This is a genomic window from Zhongshania borealis, assembly GCF_039539625.1.
GTDB lineage: Bacteria > Pseudomonadota > Gammaproteobacteria > Pseudomonadales > Spongiibacteraceae > Spongiibacter > Spongiibacter borealis.
The window spans coordinates 585160-603933 of the sequence record NZ_BAABDM010000002.1; the positions used below are offsets into that span (position 1 = coordinate 585160).

At 50.4% G+C, this 18774-nt stretch carries 15 protein-coding genes; 1 reads left to right on the forward strand and 14 read right to left on the reverse strand.

What is annotated here, in order from left to right:
- Window positions 1-157: 157 nt before the first annotated feature.
- The 7 genes from ABD836_RS09005 to ABD836_RS09035 form a co-directional block, all read right to left on the reverse strand.
- A complete protein-coding gene (locus tag ABD836_RS09005) occupies window positions 158-2950 on the reverse strand; it encodes a PKD domain-containing protein (protein WP_344934823.1) in 2793 nt (930 codons plus the stop codon).
- Window positions 2951-3137: 187 nt separating this feature from the next.
- A complete protein-coding gene (locus ABD836_RS09010) occupies window positions 3138-5045 on the reverse strand; it encodes an outer membrane protein assembly factor BamB family protein (RefSeq protein WP_344934825.1) in 1908 nt (635 codons plus the stop codon).
- A 187-nt stretch (window positions 5046-5232) separates the two neighbouring features.
- A complete protein-coding gene (locus ABD836_RS09015; RefSeq protein WP_344934828.1) occupies window positions 5233-6582 on the reverse strand; it encodes an aromatic ring-hydroxylating oxygenase subunit alpha in 1350 nt (449 codons plus the stop codon).
- A 211-nt stretch (window positions 6583-6793) separates the two neighbouring features.
- A complete protein-coding gene (locus ABD836_RS09020; protein ID WP_344934830.1) occupies window positions 6794-7207 on the reverse strand; it encodes a nuclear transport factor 2 family protein in 414 nt (137 codons plus the stop codon).
- 98 nt (window positions 7208-7305) lie between these two features.
- Window positions 7306-8667, reverse strand: a complete 1362-nt coding sequence (locus ABD836_RS09025) for an NAD(P)(+) transhydrogenase (Re/Si-specific) subunit beta (RefSeq protein WP_344934832.1) — start codon at window positions 8665-8667, stop codon at window positions 7306-7308.
- A complete protein-coding gene (locus tag ABD836_RS09030; RefSeq protein WP_344934834.1) occupies window positions 8664-8960 on the reverse strand; it encodes an NAD(P) transhydrogenase subunit alpha part 2 in 297 nt (98 codons plus the stop codon). Before ABD836_RS09030 ends, ABD836_RS09025 begins: the two co-directional genes overlap by 4 nt.
- A gap of 1 nt (window position 8961) precedes the next feature.
- On the reverse strand, window positions 8962-10104 hold the full coding sequence (locus ABD836_RS09035; protein ID WP_344934836.1) for an NAD(P) transhydrogenase subunit alpha: 1143 nt from the start codon (window positions 10102-10104) through the stop codon (window positions 8962-8964).
- Between the two features lie 268 nt (window positions 10105-10372).
- Between ABD836_RS09035 and ABD836_RS09040 the strand changes: the two genes are divergently transcribed.
- A complete protein-coding gene (locus ABD836_RS09040) occupies window positions 10373-11377 on the forward strand; it encodes an NADP-dependent oxidoreductase (protein WP_344934839.1) in 1005 nt (334 codons plus the stop codon).
- Window positions 11378-11426: 49 nt separating this feature from the next.
- Here the strand turns inward: ABD836_RS09040 and ABD836_RS09045 are convergent, their stop codons facing one another.
- The 7 genes from ABD836_RS09045 to ABD836_RS09075 all read right to left on the reverse strand — a co-directional run bounded on the left by ABD836_RS09045 (window position 11427) and on the right by ABD836_RS09075 (window position 18754).
- Entirely contained in the window at window positions 11427-11738 is a 312-nt protein-coding gene (locus tag ABD836_RS09045) for a Rieske (2Fe-2S) protein (RefSeq protein ID WP_344934841.1), read from the reverse strand.
- Between the two features lie 119 nt (window positions 11739-11857).
- Window positions 11858-13237, reverse strand: coding sequence for an aromatic ring-hydroxylating oxygenase subunit alpha (locus ABD836_RS09050; protein ID WP_344934844.1), 1380 nt, complete (start codon window positions 13235-13237; stop codon window positions 11858-11860).
- Between the two features lie 34 nt (window positions 13238-13271).
- On the reverse strand, window positions 13272-14414 hold the full coding sequence (locus tag ABD836_RS09055) for a thiolase family protein (protein WP_344934847.1): 1143 nt from the start codon (window positions 14412-14414) through the stop codon (window positions 13272-13274).
- 4 nt (window positions 14415-14418) lie between these two features.
- A complete protein-coding gene (locus tag ABD836_RS09060; protein WP_344934849.1) occupies window positions 14419-14847 on the reverse strand; it encodes a Zn-ribbon domain-containing OB-fold protein in 429 nt (142 codons plus the stop codon).
- An 8-nt stretch (window positions 14848-14855) separates the two neighbouring features.
- Window positions 14856-16247, reverse strand: a complete 1392-nt coding sequence (gene lpdA, locus ABD836_RS09065) for a dihydrolipoyl dehydrogenase (RefSeq protein WP_344934851.1) — start codon at window positions 16245-16247, stop codon at window positions 14856-14858.
- Window positions 16248-16259: 12 nt separating this feature from the next.
- The gene (locus ABD836_RS09070) at window positions 16260-17720 is read right to left on the reverse strand and encodes a 2-oxo acid dehydrogenase subunit E2 (RefSeq protein ID WP_344934854.1); all 1461 of its coding nucleotides are present in this window, start codon (window positions 17718-17720) and stop codon (window positions 16260-16262) included.
- 2 nt (window positions 17721-17722) lie between these two features.
- Entirely contained in the window at window positions 17723-18754 is a 1032-nt protein-coding gene (locus tag ABD836_RS09075) for an alpha-ketoacid dehydrogenase subunit beta (RefSeq protein WP_344934856.1), read from the reverse strand.
- Between the last annotated feature and the right edge of the window lie 20 nt (window positions 18755-18774).

An 18774-nucleotide genomic window follows, 5' to 3' on the forward strand; every position in this document is an offset into this window, starting at 1 on the left:
GCTTATTAGGCCAATATCGCCTACAGGCGAAAATTTGCATTCACTGCTGAATAGCTTAGCTTGTTTTTACGAAAAGCGAGGTGATGATTAGGGTATTATCTTCACTGTCATTTCGGTCGCGTTGCAACTGAACCGAAATGACGGCGTATTAGAGATGTTATGGGGCGGCGGGATAAAACACGCTGTCGCCGCTCCAGATAGCGGGTGGTAGGCAGCTTGGCAGTGGCTCAGCACCGGGGATAATCCATATTGGCGCGGTAAATGCGATGGGCCGATTCTGCGCAGAGGTATCTAAGACACGTAAAAATAAGTAGGTTTTGGTATCACCAACGGTAAGCTCTGTTTGTAAAACACCGCCACTGGCTTCGGCAATGACTGCATTACCCGGCCCCACAAGTTGGAGCAGGGTGTTTGGCATTGTTTGACCTTGGCGTAAAACTTCAGCATAAATGGCCTGTTTACTCGCTAACGGGCGACGCAAACGCGAGCCCATCGGATTGCTGTCGATGCTAAAGCGTGTGCGCACGTCGTTGTAATTTTGGGCGACAGCGTAGGTGCGCCTGGCCAGCATGGCTTCACGTAAATCGTCTAGGCCACGGGAGCGCGCGATCATTACGGTCTTGGGTAGATCTCCGTCACCCCATGCCAATCCATGGTGATCTTCTGAGCTGACCGGCGCAAGATGCCAGCCCTTATCCAGCGCATAGGAAAACCAACTGCCATTGGGACCGTCGCTGTCGTATTCACTGCCTTTGCCAAAAACTTCAATACCAATGGTGCGATAGTCGGCAGCGGGTACGTAACGAAAGTCGTTAAACGTGTAGGCAGGATCACCGCCTAAAAATTCCAAAGCAGCTTCTAATGCATCTTCGCGACCGGGATGATTAAAACTCAACAAACCATCACTACCGCCACCAAAGGCAGCGGGGTAGGTAAACCACTGCCAGAAGTTAAGCATACTAACGGCATAGCCTGGGCCAGTTTTCGCATTGATAAAATTCTGAGAAAAATACACATTGGCGTGGCCGAAACGATCTGATGTCCACTCAAAGCCTCTGATGGCGGTAAAGTCAGCTGTGGTCGCGGCGTTTGCCTGAGTTAATGTTGCCGCCCACTTTGCAAGTGCGTCTTGGGGGCGTGCGTCATCGACCAGAAACACACAGTAAAGAAATTTTTCGGGTGGGCATTCCGCCCGATCTAAACCAACGGACAGCGGTATATGTAAAGTGTCGGAATGGTCTGAACTGCCGGCAAAATCATAGCCCTTATCGCTCACCTCACGATATACGTCGGCGGGGCGGGTCAATGGCACACCGTCAGAGTAGCCTGTGTGCTCGTGTAAGCTGCCAATGTAGTGTTCAAAACTTTGTTCGTCGTAAGCGGGTGTGCAGTTATCAGCAGCTTCCTCGGCACCGAGTTGTTCCAATACATAGCTGGGGTCATACAGTTGCTGAAGATATTCACTGCACAATTCAAATTCGCGTTCTTGGAGGCATTGCCGCAGGGCTGGCCCCATTATATCGCCGAGAATGCAGCTCTCATCCAAGGGGTTGTCGCAGTTAGAAAATTGGCTCGGATCTAGCAAGTCGGCAAGCGGATAGAGCGGACAGTCTTTCTGCAAGGGCGAGCTTATGCAGGACAGCATATCCGGTGCGGCTTGCTGGCGCGAGACGAGTTGCACACTGTAGCGTTGGCTGCTGGCAGCGCGGCCGTCACTGACGGTAAGCACGACATCAACACTGTATGGCTCTGTTACGTCAGGTACAACAAAGCTGGCTTCAGCCAAGTTACTGTTGCTGACCGCCATGTTTGTCACTTGGTCATTGCGTTTTATTTCCCACAAAAAGCTAAGCGAATCCCCGTCGGTATCAATGGCTTCGCTATACAGTTTTACGGTTTCGCCACTATAGGCAACACCGGGGTCTACCGAAAAGCCGGTAATCGATGGCATAGCATTATTACCCGGTGAAACCGTAACTGCTGTATCACCTTCACTGTAGCCACCTTGGTTGTCGGTCGCACGTAAGCGTAGGGTCACATTACTGGTATTGGCGACATTTGGTGCAATAAAACTTGCTTGCAGATTATTAGCGTTTTCAATTGCTAAAGACTCAAAGGGGGCAAGTGCCCGCCACTGCAAGGCGACGATTTCACCGTCGGGGTCATTTGCCTGTGCGCTAAGTTTGACCGACTCTCTTCCAAGGGCTTGTTGCGCTGGGCCGGCATCTACTACGGGGAGTTGATTGGGCAGACTATTCAGTAGCGAAACGACAACACTATTTTCTGCAGTAAAGCCGCCGCTGTCAGTTGCACTTAGGGTAAATTGCACAACTTCTGGCGAGGAAATTTGGGGTAGCTTAACCACCAATTGATCTTGATCAGTCGCGCCAATGATTTGCGCCTGGGGCCCGGCAAGCTGTTGCCACTGAAGGTGTCGAATGCTTCTGCCGCCCTTAGCTTGGGTTTGAGCCTGGAGCGTAATCTCGCTGCCTTCGTCAGCCGTAAAATCGTCACCTGCTGACACCATCGGCGCCATTGTCGGGTCATTGCCTGGGTGTAATAGCAGTGATTTTTTTGCATTAAACTGCGCGGTATCCTCACGATATATCACTGAGAATGTAAGCGTGTGCACACTTTCAACTTGGCGTGGTGTGAAGCTAATAACATCGCCAGTAGCCTGCCAATTGAGTAGTAAATTTTCACCCTCATCAATCGACCACGTCCACGTACCGGGATGTGGTGCAGCAAGATCTGAACTGGCGTAAAGGCGGTGTTCAAATGCCGGGGCAATATGGCCTTCGCCAGTAATGCTGATCACCCGACTAATCGGGGCGGGTTGTTCGGGTGAACTGTTGTCATTACCGCTGGTGGTTTGACTTGACGAGCCACCGCATGCGTAGAGCAGGCATAGACAGGGCAGTAGCGTAGTGAATGATTTTACCCTAAACATGGCAGACCTCGACGAAAACTCGGACGCCAGAGTTTACGCAGACAACATGACGGTTCTATGACGTGTTGAGGGGGCTAGGCTTGGGTGTTTGTAAAAATAAACTGTGTAAGTGATTTTAGCGAAGTGCAGGTCGAGGAAATGACGACCGCTTGTTGAGCGGCCGTAGCTTAGGACTTATCCTTGTTTCTTAATGAGCAGAGTCCGCTGTTGCCTTGTGCTTTGAATCGCTTTCATCAAGCTCAAAGGCAAGGAGCACATTGCCCGGCATATGTTGATTGAACATATAGCCGGAATTAACAAATAGCATTCCCCGGTCTAACAAGGCGGCTGAGCCGCCTTCAAGGGCACCACCTTTACCCGGAATGCCAGAAACGGTATTGGGGTAGTCGCGAGCCGTATTGTATTGCCACAGTATTTCACCGCTTTTTGCCGAGTGGATTCGTATATGCCCGTCCAAGCTGCCAGCGATAACGAGCTCCGGCGTGGCCGTGGGAACTGCGCTGTTGCCGGGCATACAATACTGGCGTCCATTGCAGGTGTTAGGGGCGTCCCAGCGCCACTGATAGTGGCCAGTGTCAACGTCGAGCGCAAAGAGGCCTGGCTTGGCGGCACCGCTGTAGTGAGCTTTAAATTCTTTGTTTGCAACGGCGTCAGCAATGGGGACCATTAGCGTGTTGCCAGACACCGCCATACCAAAATGAATGCCGCCAATAATACCGCCACGGCCAACTTTTTGTTTCCATACCAGCTTTCCATTATCTGGATTCAGCGCCCAAACCATGCCTGACTTTTGGCCGGCCAATACCAGGTTTTTACCATTGCTGCCGGTGGTGTAAATTGTTGCGCCGCCAAAATCAAAGTCGGGTCCGTTTTCTTTGGGACAGTTAGTCGGGTTTGCCAAGACGCAAGATGCATTCCATGCATCGCCTTTGGTGGCTTGGAATACCCACTGAACGGCGCCGTTATCTAGATTCATTGCGATTATCGAATCGCTAGTATTTCCCGCCGGCGAGGAATAATTTTCGCCAGTACCAACATAGAGTTGGCGGCGTTTTGCATCGATTGAGGGAGTATTCCAGATCGGGGCGCCGGAGGGCCCACGCTGCACAACACCTTTAGCGTTGGCTTGTTGCGGAGCGGCCGGGTTGGTAATGGTATAGGTTTTCCATAATTGCTTACCGCTCTCCGCATTGTACGCAACTACTGAGCCCCGAAATGTACAGCAGGCGTAATCTGGGTTTGCTGCAGACGTTACTTCTAGAGACGATACGGATACATAAAGGCGCCCTTGAAATAGGCTTGGTGCGGCGGTAATTGTGGCATTTTGGTGGTTGTCGGGCCTCGTTGTCCACGCTAGCTCGCCGCTACGGGCATGTAGCGCGTAGACATTGCCGAGGAAGTCGCCGAAGTAAAGCAGCGGGGCCGCATTCTTATCGTTCTTATCCCACGGCGCTACCACAATAGCGGTGCGGACTTCTGCGCGAGCTTGGAAGGTCCAGCGCACGCAGCCGGTTTCTCTGTCGAGGGAATACACGATACCATTTTGACTACCGACAAAAATCGCGCCTGCAGCTGCCGCAGGATGAGAGCGCGCGCGAACCGCGTCGGGGAAGGCAAAAGTCCACTTTAAGCGCAGCTTGCTGGCATTATTGCTGTTGATACCTGCGGTGGCATTGGGAATCTCGCGTCGGTTGTCTGGGGTGAAGCCCCAGCCTAACAGTGCCGGCGGCTCGCTAGTGTCGAACAATGCCTCGGCGTTATCGCAGCGCAAGGCGCTGGGATCGAAAGGCGTGGCATCGGGTGCCTTACCCGTTAAATATTCAACTACTGCGATTCTTTCTGCATCGTTCAGTGCGGCGGCTTGATTTTGCATAATGCCGTTTGTTACCGCGCGGTGAATAGCGCCGGGCGACATGAACCTGAGCATCTGTTTGCTGGGCGCTTTCGGAACCCCAGCTTCGTGGCAATTGGCGCAAATAGTGGTGTAGACCGCTTCGCCGCTTAAAGTGTCGCGTGGCTGCTCGACGGCAAAGGCGCTAAGGCTAATAAACAGAAGTGTTGCAATGAATGAGCGTGAAATGTGAGGGTTATGCATGTTTATAGTCCAATGCAATCGAGCTAGAAAAGCTCGCTGTGGTAGAAGCATTAAGCGAAAATTATCGGCGACTTTGCGTGTAAGCACGTCGCCGTGAAATGATTGTATTTACTGCAAAATAGTGCCGATAGATGTTCAGGCGCTATCGGCATAGATAGCGCCTGGTGCAAGCAATGTAGCGAGAATATTATTCCGCGTTCATGTAGTCGTTCAGTACTTCATGGAAATGTTGAACGCGGCGTTCCTGATGGGGAAGATAGAATCCTTGGAAGCCTGAGGAGTTCAAGCCTTCTTGCTGCATTTTAGCAATACTCAAATCTTCATCTGCAGTTGTTCCCAGTGATTTTTCACCATACATTACGTGTTCGTATTCACAGTCCTGCACGGGGAGGTCTGGACCGCCGGCCGGCGAAGGCGTGGTTTTTACGCCTTTTACAGGATGCACCATCCACCAGTGATCAAAGAGACAGCGTTGCGGGTCTCCCGAGGGGTGTGGTCGAGGGCGTAGTAATTGAACGCCGTCTGGGCCAATTGACATTACGGTGTTGGGGAAAATATTGTAAATCACGTAGTCAGTAAATTGATAACTGGCGTAATTTTTATAGTGCTTGTAGCCCTTCTCTTCACCGAGCTCACGTTTAGATTGTTGAAGTGCGTGGCGTATTTTGCTGTGATTTTCCTTACCATGAAATGCGTCTGGATCTAAACTCCATTGGCGCATGATTTCAGCAAGATGCTCGGCGACTTCTTCGCCCTCTTGTAAAATAGAAGGGTTGTGCGAAGGGAACCAGCCGCGGTTGTGACCCTCTGGTAATGTGTCGAACTGACAGGCTTTGTAATTTGCTTCAATATACGGGATCAGCCCCGGGTGCAGAACTTGTACGTGGTATGCTTCGTTGAAATTATCAGTGATAATTTTCCAATTACAGGGACTGTCAGCGGTCATATTAAGAACGCGGATAGTGTCCGGAATATTATAGGATGCCAAATCAGTGGTAATTACATTCCCTAAAAAGTCTTCTAGTGAGTTGGTATCTGGATCCATGTTTATCCAGATAAATCCGAATAAGTCTCGGCATTGAATTTCCTTTAAACGCGCTTTCCCACATGGGCTGCCTTGCGGAAAGTCTTCGTCGTTAGGGGCTAAAATGTTTACGCCCTTAAGGTCAAACTGCCAGCCGTGATAAGGGCAGGAAAATTGATTAACAAAGGACTCGCCCTCTTCTGTAATTCGCGTGCCGCGATGGGGGCAGGAATTGTAAAAGGCGCGAATAACATTGTCGTCACCGCGAACACAGATAATAGACTCTTTGCCTAGGTTCATGGTGATAGTTTCACCGGGTTCGGCAACATGGTAAGACATGCCCGCAACGTTCCAGGTCTTCATCCATACTTTTCGCCATTCTTTTTGTGCATAAGCTTCGCTGGTGTAGCGCTCGGCACAGGTATCGTTATTACGCAAAGCGACTTCGCTAATCTTTAATGGTTTGTCGAGTTCTGGCGTTAGTTTGTATGAACTTGATGGTATCTCGGTCATGAGTGATAACCTCTATTTAGATTACGAACTTATTATTTGCCTGCCGGCGTTATCATTGTGCCAGTGTAGGTGAATGCTTTTTAATAAACAATAATGATTGTTTTTTGTGGTAAGGATAATGTCACTACACTACGGAGTGACCATTGATGTGTCGTTGGTCACCCTCGCGTGGGACTTGCAGATTCAGCGAGCGCTAATTGCTCGATGTTTGTTATTCGCCGTGTAGTGACATAAATTTACGGCGCTTGAAGAACCATTGGCCATCAATTTTAACTAGCTCATCGTCATATTGGCCTCGTGGACGGAGATCGGTACCGTCTTCCATTACAGCTACTTCAGCGGTATAGCTGCGGGCTGTTGCCGTGTTGCCGTCTACGCGGATAAAACCGGGTGTAATAGCCATAAACACAAAAGGAAACAGCGTCATACTTTGCTCCCAGCCGGCAACAATATTCTGCTTGCCTTTTAGTGCTTCCATGCCGGGTACAACGGTTAGATTCCATTCAGATTCATCGGCCCAGGTAGATGCCCATATTTCCGTGCTGCGCTGGTTTACGCCGTCAGCATAAGTCTCCATCAGCTCGCGAATCATTAGACGATCTTCAAAATTTCCAGTAAATGACATGATACTAATCCTTATTTTCGTCGTGGTTGTAATCTACAGTCGCCGTGGGCGGTGACTTATTTAGCTGGCATATCAGCTCAATGAACTTTCAAGATTCACTAATTACTCAATTCTCTTATCAGTTGGCTTAGGGTTTCTTTGGCATCGCCAAACAGCATGCGCGTGTTGTCTTTAAAGAACAAAGGATTGTCTATACCCGCAAAGCCAGATGCCATTGAGCGTTTCATAACAAAAACAGTACGCGCTTTGTCGACATTAATAACCGGCATACCGTAGATTGGACTTCCTTCCATATCTCGCGCTGCAGGGTTAACTACGTCGTTAGCACCGATGACAATGGCAACGTCAACGTTTTCCATGCGCGGGTTAATGTGATCCATTTCAAGTAATAGATCATAAGACACATCGGCTTCGGCAAGTAGTACGTTCATGTGGCCGGGCATACGCCCGGCGACAGGATGGATGCCGTAAATGACTTCCGCGTCGTTTTTCTCTAGCAATTCTTGTAACTCTTTAACCGCGTGTTGGGCTTGTGCAACCGCCATACCATAGCCGGGAATGATTGCCACCGTACTCGCAGCTTCCAAAACGTAATAGGCGTCTTGTGCGCTAATGGCCTTTACTTCACCTTCAATCGTCAGTGTGCTGTTTTTGACGGCACTGAACCCAGAAAGCAGCACATTACTTAAAGAGCGATTCATTGCCTTGCACATGATTTGCGTCAAGATAATTCCCGAGGCGCCGACCAGCGAGCCCGCGACGATCAATAGGTTATTGCTGATAGCAAAACCAGCAGCACAGGCTGCGAGTCCGGAATAGCTATTAAGGAGGGAAATAACTACTGGCATGTCGGCGCCGCCAATAGGAATCACCGCGAGTACACCGAAGGCAAGTGCTAGGGCAATAACAATGTATAAATACGTGGTGTTTTCCGGTGATGCAGAAAACACAAAGCAACTGACCAGCATCATTATAATGGTTAGCGAGTTAACGATTGCCTGACCCTTGAACATAATGGGGCGACCAGCAATCCTTTCACTGAGTTTTCCCCAGGCGATAAGGCTACCGGTAAAGGTCACGCCGCCAATCAATATCGACAAGAAAATTGTAAAACCAATGAAGGCGTTAATACCAATCTCGATTGCAGCGACACCGACTAACAGGCTAGCTAAACCGCCAAGGCCATTGAATAGTGCCACCATTTCTGGCATTGCTGTCATGGCAACACGACGAGCGATAATAAGGCCGATTACTGAGCCGGCAGCCATGTTAATCGCAATATAGCGGTAGTCGATAATATGCTGATCAAGCAAGGTTGCGAGAACCGCGATGAGCATGGCCGCAGCGGAAAGAATATTGCCTTTTCGTGCTGTCGCCGCAGACCCTAGTAGTTTTAAACCGGCAATAAATAGGCCGGCGCTAATAACATAGCTAATGCCAATAATTAGGGTGGTATTCATTTCTTGGTCTCTTCTTTCTTCTTAAACATGGCGAGCATACGGTCAGTTACAGCGTAACCGCCAATGACATTGATTGTTGCTAGTAGAACGGCAGCGCTGCCAATCATCGTTCGTAATTCCGGTGATGAAGTGCGTCCTGCAATGATCAATGCACCTAGTAAAGTAATACCTGAAATTGCATTGGATGCTGACATAAGCGGGGTGTGCAGAGTGGCGGGTACTTTGTTAATTAGTTCAAAGCCGAGGTATACCGACAGCAATAGAATAAATGCCAAAAATACATAAATTTCCATGTCAGTCCTCCAGACCGTAGTGTTTGCGTATCGTCGCGTTGACAATGTTCGATTCATGGGTAATAAGACAGCCAAGGAGATCGTTGTCGAAATCCAAGTACATTTCTTTGCGTTCCTTATTCCAGAATTCATCGATAAGATTAAAGACGTTCGCGGAGTACATTTGGCTTGCATCGCGGGGTACTTCGTTGGCCCAGTTTCCCGTGCCGATAATGGTCACACCATTGTCGGTTACAATATTTTGTCCCGCGACGGAGCCTTCGACATTACCGCCGCTCTCAGCCGCCATATCGACAATAACGCTGCCCGGCTGCATCGCGGCGACGGCGTCGGCGCTGACAATGATCGGAGGCTTGCGGCCAAAAAGCTGAGCGGTAGTGATTACCACGTTTGATTCCGCTATTTCGGCTTTCTGACCGTCTTTCTGCAATTGCATTTGCTCCGGACTGAGCTGAACGGCGTATCCATCATTTGTTTGTCCTGTCTCGCCTAGATCAATTTTTAGGAACTTTGCGCCAAGGGAGCGAACCTGTTCCGCGACCACGGTGCGGGTGTCAAAGGCCGTAACTTTGGCGCCAAGACGTTTTGCCGTTGCGATAGCCTGCAGCCCCGCGACACCGGCGCCGATGATAAACACTCGCGCGGGCTTTAGGGTGCCGGCGGGAGTCATCATCATAGGTAAAATTCGGTCGAGCTTGTCCATGGCCTTAGAAACCATGACATAGCCGGCAAGATTTGCCTGTGAACTGAGTGCATCCATTTTTTGTGAGCGGGTCGTTCTGGGCACCATCTCCATAGAAATGGCGCTGATATTGCGATCCTGCATTACTTGAATAAGATCTTTCTCATTAAACGGGTCGAGCCAACTGATTGAAATTGCGCCCTCCTTATAAGTGTTGATGTCCTCAGAACTCGGTTTGTGAATACGAACTATGATGTCGGCATTGCCAAGTAGTTGCTCACGATTGGGGACAATAGTGGCTCCGGCGTTGCTATAGTCAATGTCGCGAAAGCCCGCGCCCAGACCCGCGCCAGACTCTACAGCGACTTGGGCGCCAAGGTGGCACAGTTTTTTAATTGAATCAGGAATCAGCGCCACGCGGCGCTCACTCGGAGCAACCTCTTTGGCTACGGCAATCAGCATGTATAGTCTCCAGCAAAAAACGCATGCAGTGTTTTTTGTTTTAGTCACTGCGCTCAACGATGAACTATACACAAACCTTTAAATAAAACAATCATGTTTGTATTTTTAATGAAATGAAGATAGAATTTGCCTTCACTTGTCGTTGCCATTGTTGTTGATATAAGACGCTTTGCAATAAGCCTATTTCGTCCGGCGGTGGTGATTTTTTAGTTCAAGCTGAATACCATCAATACGATAAAAACATACCGAGAATAAGTGGTGATATTTGATGATGTACAAAAATAAGCAGTTCTATCTGTGCGAGCGTCCAGAAGGCGTTGTGAGCAGTAAAGCAGTACCACAGCGCGAGCACATTATAGAGGCAATACAAGACGGCGAGCTGATAATTGAAAATCAGTACATCTCAATTGATCCTGCGATTAGAGGTTGGATGCGGGATGAGCCGAGCTACATGCCACCTATTGAACTGGGAAGTGTGATTCGAAGCTCTACGGTGGGTAAGGTGGTTGCGAGCTGTCATCCTGACTACCAAGTTGGTGATCGGGTATATGGTCTCAGTGGCTGGGAAACCTATAGTGTTTCCAACGGTTTTTTTCTAAACAAAATACCCGACGATAGCCCTTACCCAGAAAATTATTATCTAAGTATTATGGGCGCTGTTGGTTTAACCGCGTACTTCGCAATAACCGACCGATCTGGTTTAAAGTCGGGCGAAACCCTGTTAATGAGCGCCGCCGCTGGTGCCGTCGGCTCAATTGGCGGCCAAATAGCCAAGCAAATGGGCTGCAGAGTTGTCGGTATTGCGGGCAGCGATGAAAAATGTGGGTGGCTTAAAACAATCGGCTTTGACGACACAATCAACTACAAAACCACTGAGGACATGACTGCGGCGATTGCTAGGGCTTGTCCTGAAGGGGTCGATGTTTATTTTGATAATGTCGGCGGCGAAATTCTTGACGCGGCATTGCTGAATCTTAATTCTCATGCGCGCGTATTGTTTTGCGGCTCTATTGCCTCCTATAACGCGACCGAGCCAGTACCGGGTCCCTACAACTGGTGGCAGATACTGGCACGCAGTGCAGAAGTGCGGGGATTCTTGATCAGCGATTATTTGGCACAATTTCCCGAGGCGGCACTGACTATCGGTCAGTGGTTGGATGAAGGGAAATTGGAGTTTAGGGAAGAGATTGTTGACGGTTTTGATAATTGTTTGTCGGCGTTTAATCGCTTATTTGACGGCAGTAACAACGGCAAGATGTTGGTTAAGGTTTGATCGGGTTCTCGTCATGCTTTTGGCGCTGTTCGCAGCGCCTTTTTTATTTCTACACTTCTACTTGAATAATTCCAGTCTCAGATACTTTTATCGGATACGTAGCTAAGGGAATATTCGTCATCTGGCCCATGGGCTTACCTGTTTCCAAATTAAATCGCACGCCATGTAATGGGCATGAAATAAAGCAGTTCCTTATTCTTCCGCCTTCGAGTTCCGCGCGTTGATGTGTACATAAATTGTCGATGGCGTAAAAGTCGCCGCCAGAGTTGCAAATCAGAATATTCTTGCCGTTTATACTAATTGCTTTGTTGCTATTGTTTTCTAATTCGCTTGCCGCGAAGGTGTTATGGTAGCTAGTCATAATAATCACATTCTTGTTTATAAGGAAAATTAGTCTTTAAAGATACCTTGTAAGCTTAACGTTTATGTCGCTTAGATGCTTGCAAAAAAGGCCGGAGCGGAGACCGGCCAAGCATGGGGTTATGCGTTGAGGTATTTGTCGATAGTTTGATGAAGATGGCGAATACGGCTTTCCTGGTAAGACGCTAAACTTACCCGGCCTTTCTTTGATGCCATCATGCCTTTTTGTACCGCGGGCATATTGCCGTCGTCTTGATCGAATACCGGACCGAGGGCGCCAAGCTCTTCGGCTACGGTAAATGACTGATCCGGTGCCAATTTATTCACTGAGACCGACGGTGGTTTCTCGGTGCCCTTGGGGTAGCGGAGCAGAATCATGACGTCAAAGAGACAGCTGTCGTGATTGTCACCATTTGGAATAAATCGGTAAACAATATTGCCGTGATAACCAATCCAAACTTGGAAATTAGGGAAAGCGCTATATAAAATTGCATCTTCTAATTCCGCCATGGTTGCGTCAGACAAATCTTCGCCAGAGGCTTCTTCATAGAGTTTTCGGTTTGTTTCGGCCACATATTTTCTAGCCGTTACGCCATCTGGTAATAACTGTCCTTCCGATGAACTCAATGCCATGCGTCCAGAAAGCTCGAGAATATCGCGCATGACGTCTTCCTCTGAAACACCGCTAAGGTGCGGGCTTGGGGTGCCCATCGGCGTCACTGAGCGACTTATGTTCTCGCCAAAGGTGTCGTACTGGGAATTGGCATCACCGGTAAAGGTTAGAATCTCTCGATGTGTCGCCACGGTATGGAATGACTCCATAAAGGCTTCTGTGCCAACCTTCCAGTTGCACTGTATTTCACGCTGCACGTGCACAGCCTTGTAATAGTCATGCAGCGGGAAGCGGCTGAAGTGATCCGGCATTGGCGCTAGGTATTCTTCGAGTGAAATTGCATTTTCATCGAAGTTGATGAAAACAAAGCCGCCCCAGGTGTCTACCTTTACTTGCGGGAGCTTCATGTCTTTGTCGTCAAAGTGTTTAAAATCCCACTGGCAGGGTATGCCCTGAAATTCGCCGTCTAGGCTCCAGGTGGCGCCGTGGAAAGGGCATTTAAACTCTTTTACGTGACCGTCTTCATCACGCAGTATCCGGCCGCGATGCAGGCAGGAATTAATAAATCCTTTTATCGTGTTTTCGCTGGTGCGGGTAACAATCACAGACTGGTTGACGACTTCGTAAACGTGGTGATCACCGACTTCTGGAATATCGTCAGCTCGGCAGGCCATTTGCCAAACTTTGGGCCACAGTTTTTCGGCTTCTTTGTCGTGAAACTCCCTTGCTATCCAGCGCGCCATATCAATATCTTCGTCGCCCATGTATTCGCAGGTGTTTTCACGCAAATAGGCCGGTACGTCGACTTCCTCAAAATCCAGTAGATCTTGAAAGGAAGTGCCTTCACAGCGAACAGTACCGCCTTGTTGTTTTGGATTACTTGTCATAGGTTTTAGCTCCTAATTTTTATAATGCCTGCACTTATCGTGTAAGAATATTGACGCCGCTAATACCTGGCGCGCCGTAAACGTGGGTGTAGCCAACCTTAGGTGAACCGGGTACTTGCCTAGCGCCACCGTCGCCGCGCAGTTGTACGCAAATCTCATGTACTTGGCGCAGCCCAGACGCACCTACGGGCTCGCCATTGGCTAGGCAGCCGCCGTCGGTATTCACTGGCATCGCACCATTGATCATGGTTGCGCCGTCGCGTAATAATCTTTCTTGTTCACCGTGCTCGCAGAAACCATTTTCGGCCATGTGAATTATTTCGGTGCCGCTGTCAGTGTCTTGCAATTGCATAACATCGACATCCTTGGGGCCGAGGCCTGCTAGCTCAAAGGCGGCTTTTGATGCGGTGACTGTGGGTGCGTCTGCAAGTGTCATTGCCTGCGAAGGGCTGAATACCTCAAAGCTACCGTAGTGACGGGTGCGTACTGCGGCGGCTTTTAAGTAAATGGGCTTTTTGGTGTAGCGTTCTGCGATATTGGCGTTACATAAGATCAGCGCTGCGCCACCTTCGGCGGGGCTGCAGAACATATATTTGCGCAGTGGATCACTGACCATCATTGAGTTGGCTATTTGCTCGCCGCTCAAGGCGTCGCGGCGCCATGCTGTTGGCGTTAGTGCGCCATTGTGAAATGCCTTTTCAGATACACGAACCAATGAATCGTTAGAGATGCCGTGGTCATGCATATAGCGTTGAATTTTCATGGCAAAGAACTGCGTAGTTAGCATCATGCCAGCTTCGCCGTACCAATCATCGAGTCCCCAGTCGCTGGGTTGGGGGTTGAATGCGCCGCGGGCGTGTTTGTCGAAACCGACCACTACGCCAAGATCGTATTCGCCAGATTTGATTGCGGTATAGGCAGCGTGCAATGAACTGCCACCAGTGGCGCAGCCATTCCAGATGTTGGTGAACTGCAATCCAGTGAGGCCAAGTTCGTTAACGAGGGCGTCGGCATTGCCGCCGTCTTGGCTGCCGCCGTAGGCGAATTGCATATCCTTCCAATTAAGCCCCGCATCCGCCAGTGCAGTGCGAATTGCGCTGGCGCCTTGCTGCTGGCCGGTCAAGCTTGGTGAGCGGCCAAAGGGATGTAGACCTATTCCTATAATGGCGACGTCCATCTGTTTACTCCTCGGCGGCTTTAAAGCTGAACATCATGATTTGCTGTCCGCTGTCATTGGTTCGAAAGGCTTGGATGTCAAGGTCTAGAAGCATGCCTATATGGGGCGTTTGACCTTCATTCAATTGCAATCTACTTTCAACTCTGACGCCGCCGGGCATTTCGACATAGCCGACGCCATAGGGCTTGAAAGTTTCAGGCGTTTCGTCGCTTAGGTACGGTGATTTGGGCATAAAGCTTTGAATTGTCCATGTCCATAGCGTGCCGCGGCTCCCCAGTGTGATGATTTCAGTGTCGCGCTGGCCACATGCACGGCAATCGTCTTGAGCAGGAAATGCCGCTTCGCTGCAGTGTTTGCAGCGGCTGCCGAGTAATTCTGGTTTGTCGGCCGGCCAAGTGAATAGGCCTTCTTTAATTGCGAGCTGTTGTGTCATGGCTACTCTCACTGATGAATGGCAATGCCCAGTGAGTCGAGCACGGATTCATGCATGGACTCGGACAGCGTAGGATGAGCAAAAATGCTATTTGCCAGTTCGTGGTCAGTGGCTTCGAGCTGTTGTGCAATGCAGAAGCCCTGAATTTGTTCGGTCACCTCTGCGCCAATCATATGAGCGCCGAGCAATTCACCGGTCTCACTATCAAAAATGGTTTTGACAAAGCCAACACTTTCGTCAATTGCCAGAGCCTTACCGTTAGCATTTAAGTTAAAACGGCCAATGCGCACTTTGTGGCCCGCTGACTTTGCTTTCTCTTCGCTTAGGCCAACGCTTGCGGTTTGTGGGCGGCAGTAAGTGCAGCCCGGTACACGATCTTTACGGAGCGGCTTCACGCCGGCGACGCCGGCAATTTTTTCTACGCAAATTACCGCTTCGTGGCTGGCCTTGTGGGCAAGCCAGGGCGGGCCGGCAACATCGCCAATGGCGTATAGACCGACGATATTCGTTTTGCTAAATGCATCAGTTTTTATAAACCCGCGGTCGGTATCAGCCTTGACGTCTTCTAAGCCAAGCGCTTGAATATTACCGCTAATGCCCACGGCAAGAATGACCCGGTCGACAGTGATTTGTGTGCGGCCGTTAGCCGTTAAAAGTTCTGCGGTAACAGTGTCGGCGTGGCGCTCAATTGCTTCTACTGTGGTCGATGTATGAATGTTAATGCCGCGCTCAGTAAAACTTTTTGCTAGCTGCGTGGACACATCGCTATCTTCCATCGGTACTATTTTGCTTGCAGCTTCCACTAGGGTGACGTGACTGCCGAGATCGTTATAGAGACTGGCAAACTCGACGCCAATCGCACCGGCGCCGATAACCAGTAAACGTTCGGGCAGCGCTGTTGGTGTCATTGCCTCGCGGGCGCCCCACACAAGCTTGCCGTCTACGTGAATATTGGCGAGGTCGCGCGCATGGGCACCGGTTGCCAAAATAATATGGTCGGCGCGATACTGCTGATCGCCGTCATCGCTGCTTACACGTAAAGTAAATGGCGCGATAATTTTGGCGTGACCACGAATAACGGTTACGGCATTTTTATTCATCAGGTAATCGATACCCTGGCTTAACCGCTTGGCCGTGCTGCGGCTGTGACCAACGAGTTTGGCGAGGTCTAAGCTTGGCGCTTCTAGCGCGAAGCCAAACTGTGCCGCATGCTTTAGTGTGTGGGCAATATCTGCGCCGCGCAGTAGTGCCTTAGTGGGAATACAGCCCCAGTTAAGGCAGACCCCGCCGAGCTCCGCCTTCTCAATTAAGGCGGTTTTAAAGCCGAGTTGGGCTGCACGTATTGCGGCCACGTAGCCACCGGGACCGCCGCCAACAACGATGAGATCGAAATCGCTCATGATGCTCTCCTTTTAACCCAGCATCGTTGCTGGTTGCTCAAGGAAGCCTTTTAGGCACTGCATAAACTCGGCCGCGAGGGCGCCGTCGATAACGCGATGATCGCTGGCTAGGGAGAGTGACATTAGTGTTGCGATACCGAGTTCCCCGTTGCGTACAATAGGGCGTTGTTCACCCGCGCCCACTGCTAGAATTGCCGCCTGCGGCGGGTTGATAATGGCGTCAAAGCTCTTGATGCCGTACATGCCTAGATTGGAAACACAGAATGTTCCGCCTTGAAATTCGCTGGACGAGAGCCGGCCGAGTTTGGCGCGGGTCGCAAGGTCGCGTACCTCATTGGATATTGACAACAAGCCTTTGGATTCTGCCGCGCGTACGATCGGGGTTATCAATCCCTCGTCAATGGCGACCGCTACCGAAATGTCAGCGTGAGCAAATTGATGAATCGTGTCGCCGGTAAATTGAATATTCATTGCAGGGATTTTAGTCAGGGCGCAGGCACAAGCCTTGACGATAAAGTCGTTTACCGAAACTTTAGCTTGTGTATTGGCGGCATTGATTTGCGCGCGACTTGCAAGTAATTCATCAATACACACATCGACGTTAACTCTAAAGTGGGGGGCGGTTTGCTTAGACTCTTGAAGCCGCTTGGCAATAACTTTGCGCATACCTGACATTGGAACGTCGGTATATTCAGGTGTGTCGTCGGCGGCTTGCACGGCCGGTGCCGGCGCGCTACGCCGCGCTGCGATGGCTTCAACATCCGCTTTACACACCCGACCGCGGTCGCCACTGGCGCGGCAGTCGAGTAAGTTGATCTCAAGGCTGGCGGCCAGTCGACGTGCAACGGAGGTTGCCTTAACATCGCTGTCATCCCGGTCAATGCGGCTGGCGTCGAAGGTGGCTGGCTGTACCGCTAATTGACCACCGGCGGCGAGTATTGCGGCTTCAACATCGGTCTTGTTGACCCGGTTATGGCTTCCCGTCGGCGTAATATTGTTTAGGTTTATTTTATACTGGCTGGCAATTCGTCTCGCGATCACCGTGGCGGCGACGTCGCTGTCGTCAGCGCCTTCAGCAAGCCCGCCCAGAGACACTGCTGGTGATTCTGGCTTCTCGAACACGGCGGCGACATCGGCTAGCGGCTCATCCTGTACAACGGCCGCGTCAATTTGCGGCGCTGCTCCCGAGTGGCTTTGAATAAAGGCGTTGACCTCATCTTCACTCACGTCAGCGGGGGCGATGATCCCCAAGAGCTGCCCAACATTATAGGTTTCTCCGGGGCTCGCTATTATTGCCCTTAAAATACCGGTACTCGCGGCAGTAATCGTGTTGATGATTTTACTGGTTTCAATATCAACGAGTTCGGCTTCTTCAGTGACCTCATCGCCAACGGCGAAATACCAATTACTGACAATACCTTCTGACATTTCCATGCCCCATTTGGGCATGGTAACGGCTGTAATGACTGACATGATTAGGCTCCCAAGACGTCTTTGACGGCGCGAATAATGCGCTCAACACTCGGTACATAGGCATCTTCCAGCACCGGTGAAAATGGCACAGGGGTGTGTGGGGCGGTAACTTTACGGATAGGGGCGCGCAGGCTAGAGAATCCCTTTTCGGCCACAATACTAGAAATATCAGCGGCCAGGCTGCAGCGCTCGTTGGCTTCGTCAACAATGACTAAGCGGCCGGTTACGGCGACACTTTCCAGGATGGACTCTTCGTCGAGTGGCGACACCGTGCGCGGGTCAATGACGTCACAGCTAATACCTTCTTTGGCAAGTTCGTCCGCAGCCTGAATGGCGCGGGTTACCATATTAGAGATGGCGACAATGGTGACATCGGTTCCTTCACGGGGGAATGCCGCTTCACCAAAGGGAATGGCGTACGCTTCGTCGGGCACCTCACAGGCAAGGTCGTACATAATCTTGTGTTCTAAAAACAGTACAGGGTCATCATCGCGGATAGCCTGAATTAACAGGCCTTTGGCGTCGTAGGCGTTGCTGGGCATAACCACCTTCAAGCCAGGGATATGTGTTACTACCGGGTGTAGCATACTTGAGTGCTGGGCACCCGCTCGCCAACCTGCACCGACGGTGCCGCGAATGACCATCGGTGTGCGTGATTTACCACCAAACATATAGCGAAATTTTGCCGCCTGGTTAAAAATTTGGTCAAAACATACGCCAATAAAATCAAAGAACATCAGTTCCGCGACAGGCCGCAGACCATTATTGGCGGCACCTGCCGCGGCCCCTATAATTGCGGATTCACTAATAGGGGTATCGATTACCCGCTCCCGCCCAAACTCTGGCATCAGGCCTTTAGTGACACCGAAAACACCACCATAGGCGTCGTCCTGGCCTTCGCAGCCGGCACCGCCAGAGACTTCTTCGCCGAGAATAATAACGCGTGGATCGCGGCGCATTTCCTGACGTAGGGCATCATTGATTGCTTCGCGATAGGTCTTGATCGAGCTTGGGCCTTTTATCTTATTAGTCATGCTTAATTCCTAATTGAAAA

Coding starts and splice junctions, on each gene's coding strand:
- ABD836_RS09030 (WP_344934834.1), bottom strand. CDS start 8,960: ATGGAAATTTATGTATTTTTGGCATTTATTCTATTGCTGTCGGTATAC.
- ABD836_RS09005 (WP_344934823.1), bottom strand. CDS start 2,950: ATGTTTAGGGTAAAATCATTCACTACGCTACTGCCCTGTCTATGCCTG.
- ABD836_RS09050 (WP_344934844.1), bottom strand. CDS start 13,237: ATGACAAGTAATCCAAAACAACAAGGCGGTACTGTTCGCTGTGAAGGC.
- ABD836_RS09010 (WP_344934825.1), bottom strand. CDS start 5,045: ATGCATAACCCTCACATTTCACGCTCATTCATTGCAACACTTCTGTTT.
- ABD836_RS09070 (WP_344934854.1), bottom strand. CDS start 17,720: ATGTCAGTCATTACAGCCGTTACCATGCCCAAATGGGGCATGGAAATG.
- ABD836_RS09035 (WP_344934836.1), bottom strand. CDS start 10,104: ATGCTGATTGCCGTAGCCAAAGAGGTTGCTCCGAGTGAGCGCCGCGTG.
- ABD836_RS09075 (WP_344934856.1), bottom strand. CDS start 18,754: ATGACTAATAAGATAAAAGGCCCAAGCTCGATCAAGACCTATCGCGAA.
- ABD836_RS09020 (WP_344934830.1), bottom strand. CDS start 7,207: ATGTCATTTACTGGAAATTTTGAAGATCGTCTAATGATTCGCGAGCTG.
- ABD836_RS09040 (WP_344934839.1), top strand. CDS start 10,373: ATGATGTACAAAAATAAGCAGTTCTATCTGTGCGAGCGTCCAGAAGGC.
- ABD836_RS09025 (WP_344934832.1), bottom strand. CDS start 8,667: ATGAATACCACCCTAATTATTGGCATTAGCTATGTTATTAGCGCCGGC.
- ABD836_RS09060 (WP_344934849.1), bottom strand. CDS start 14,847: ATGACACAACAGCTCGCAATTAAAGAAGGCCTATTCACTTGGCCGGCC.
- ABD836_RS09045 (WP_344934841.1), bottom strand. CDS start 11,738: ATGACTAGCTACCATAACACCTTCGCGGCAAGCGAATTAGAAAACAAT.
- ABD836_RS09015 (WP_344934828.1), bottom strand. CDS start 6,582: ATGACCGAGATACCATCAAGTTCATACAAACTAACGCCAGAACTCGAC.
- ABD836_RS09055 (WP_344934847.1), bottom strand. CDS start 14,414: ATGGACGTCGCCATTATAGGAATAGGTCTACATCCCTTTGGCCGCTCA.
- lpdA (WP_344934851.1), bottom strand. CDS start 16,247: ATGAGCGATTTCGATCTCATCGTTGTTGGCGGCGGTCCCGGTGGCTAC.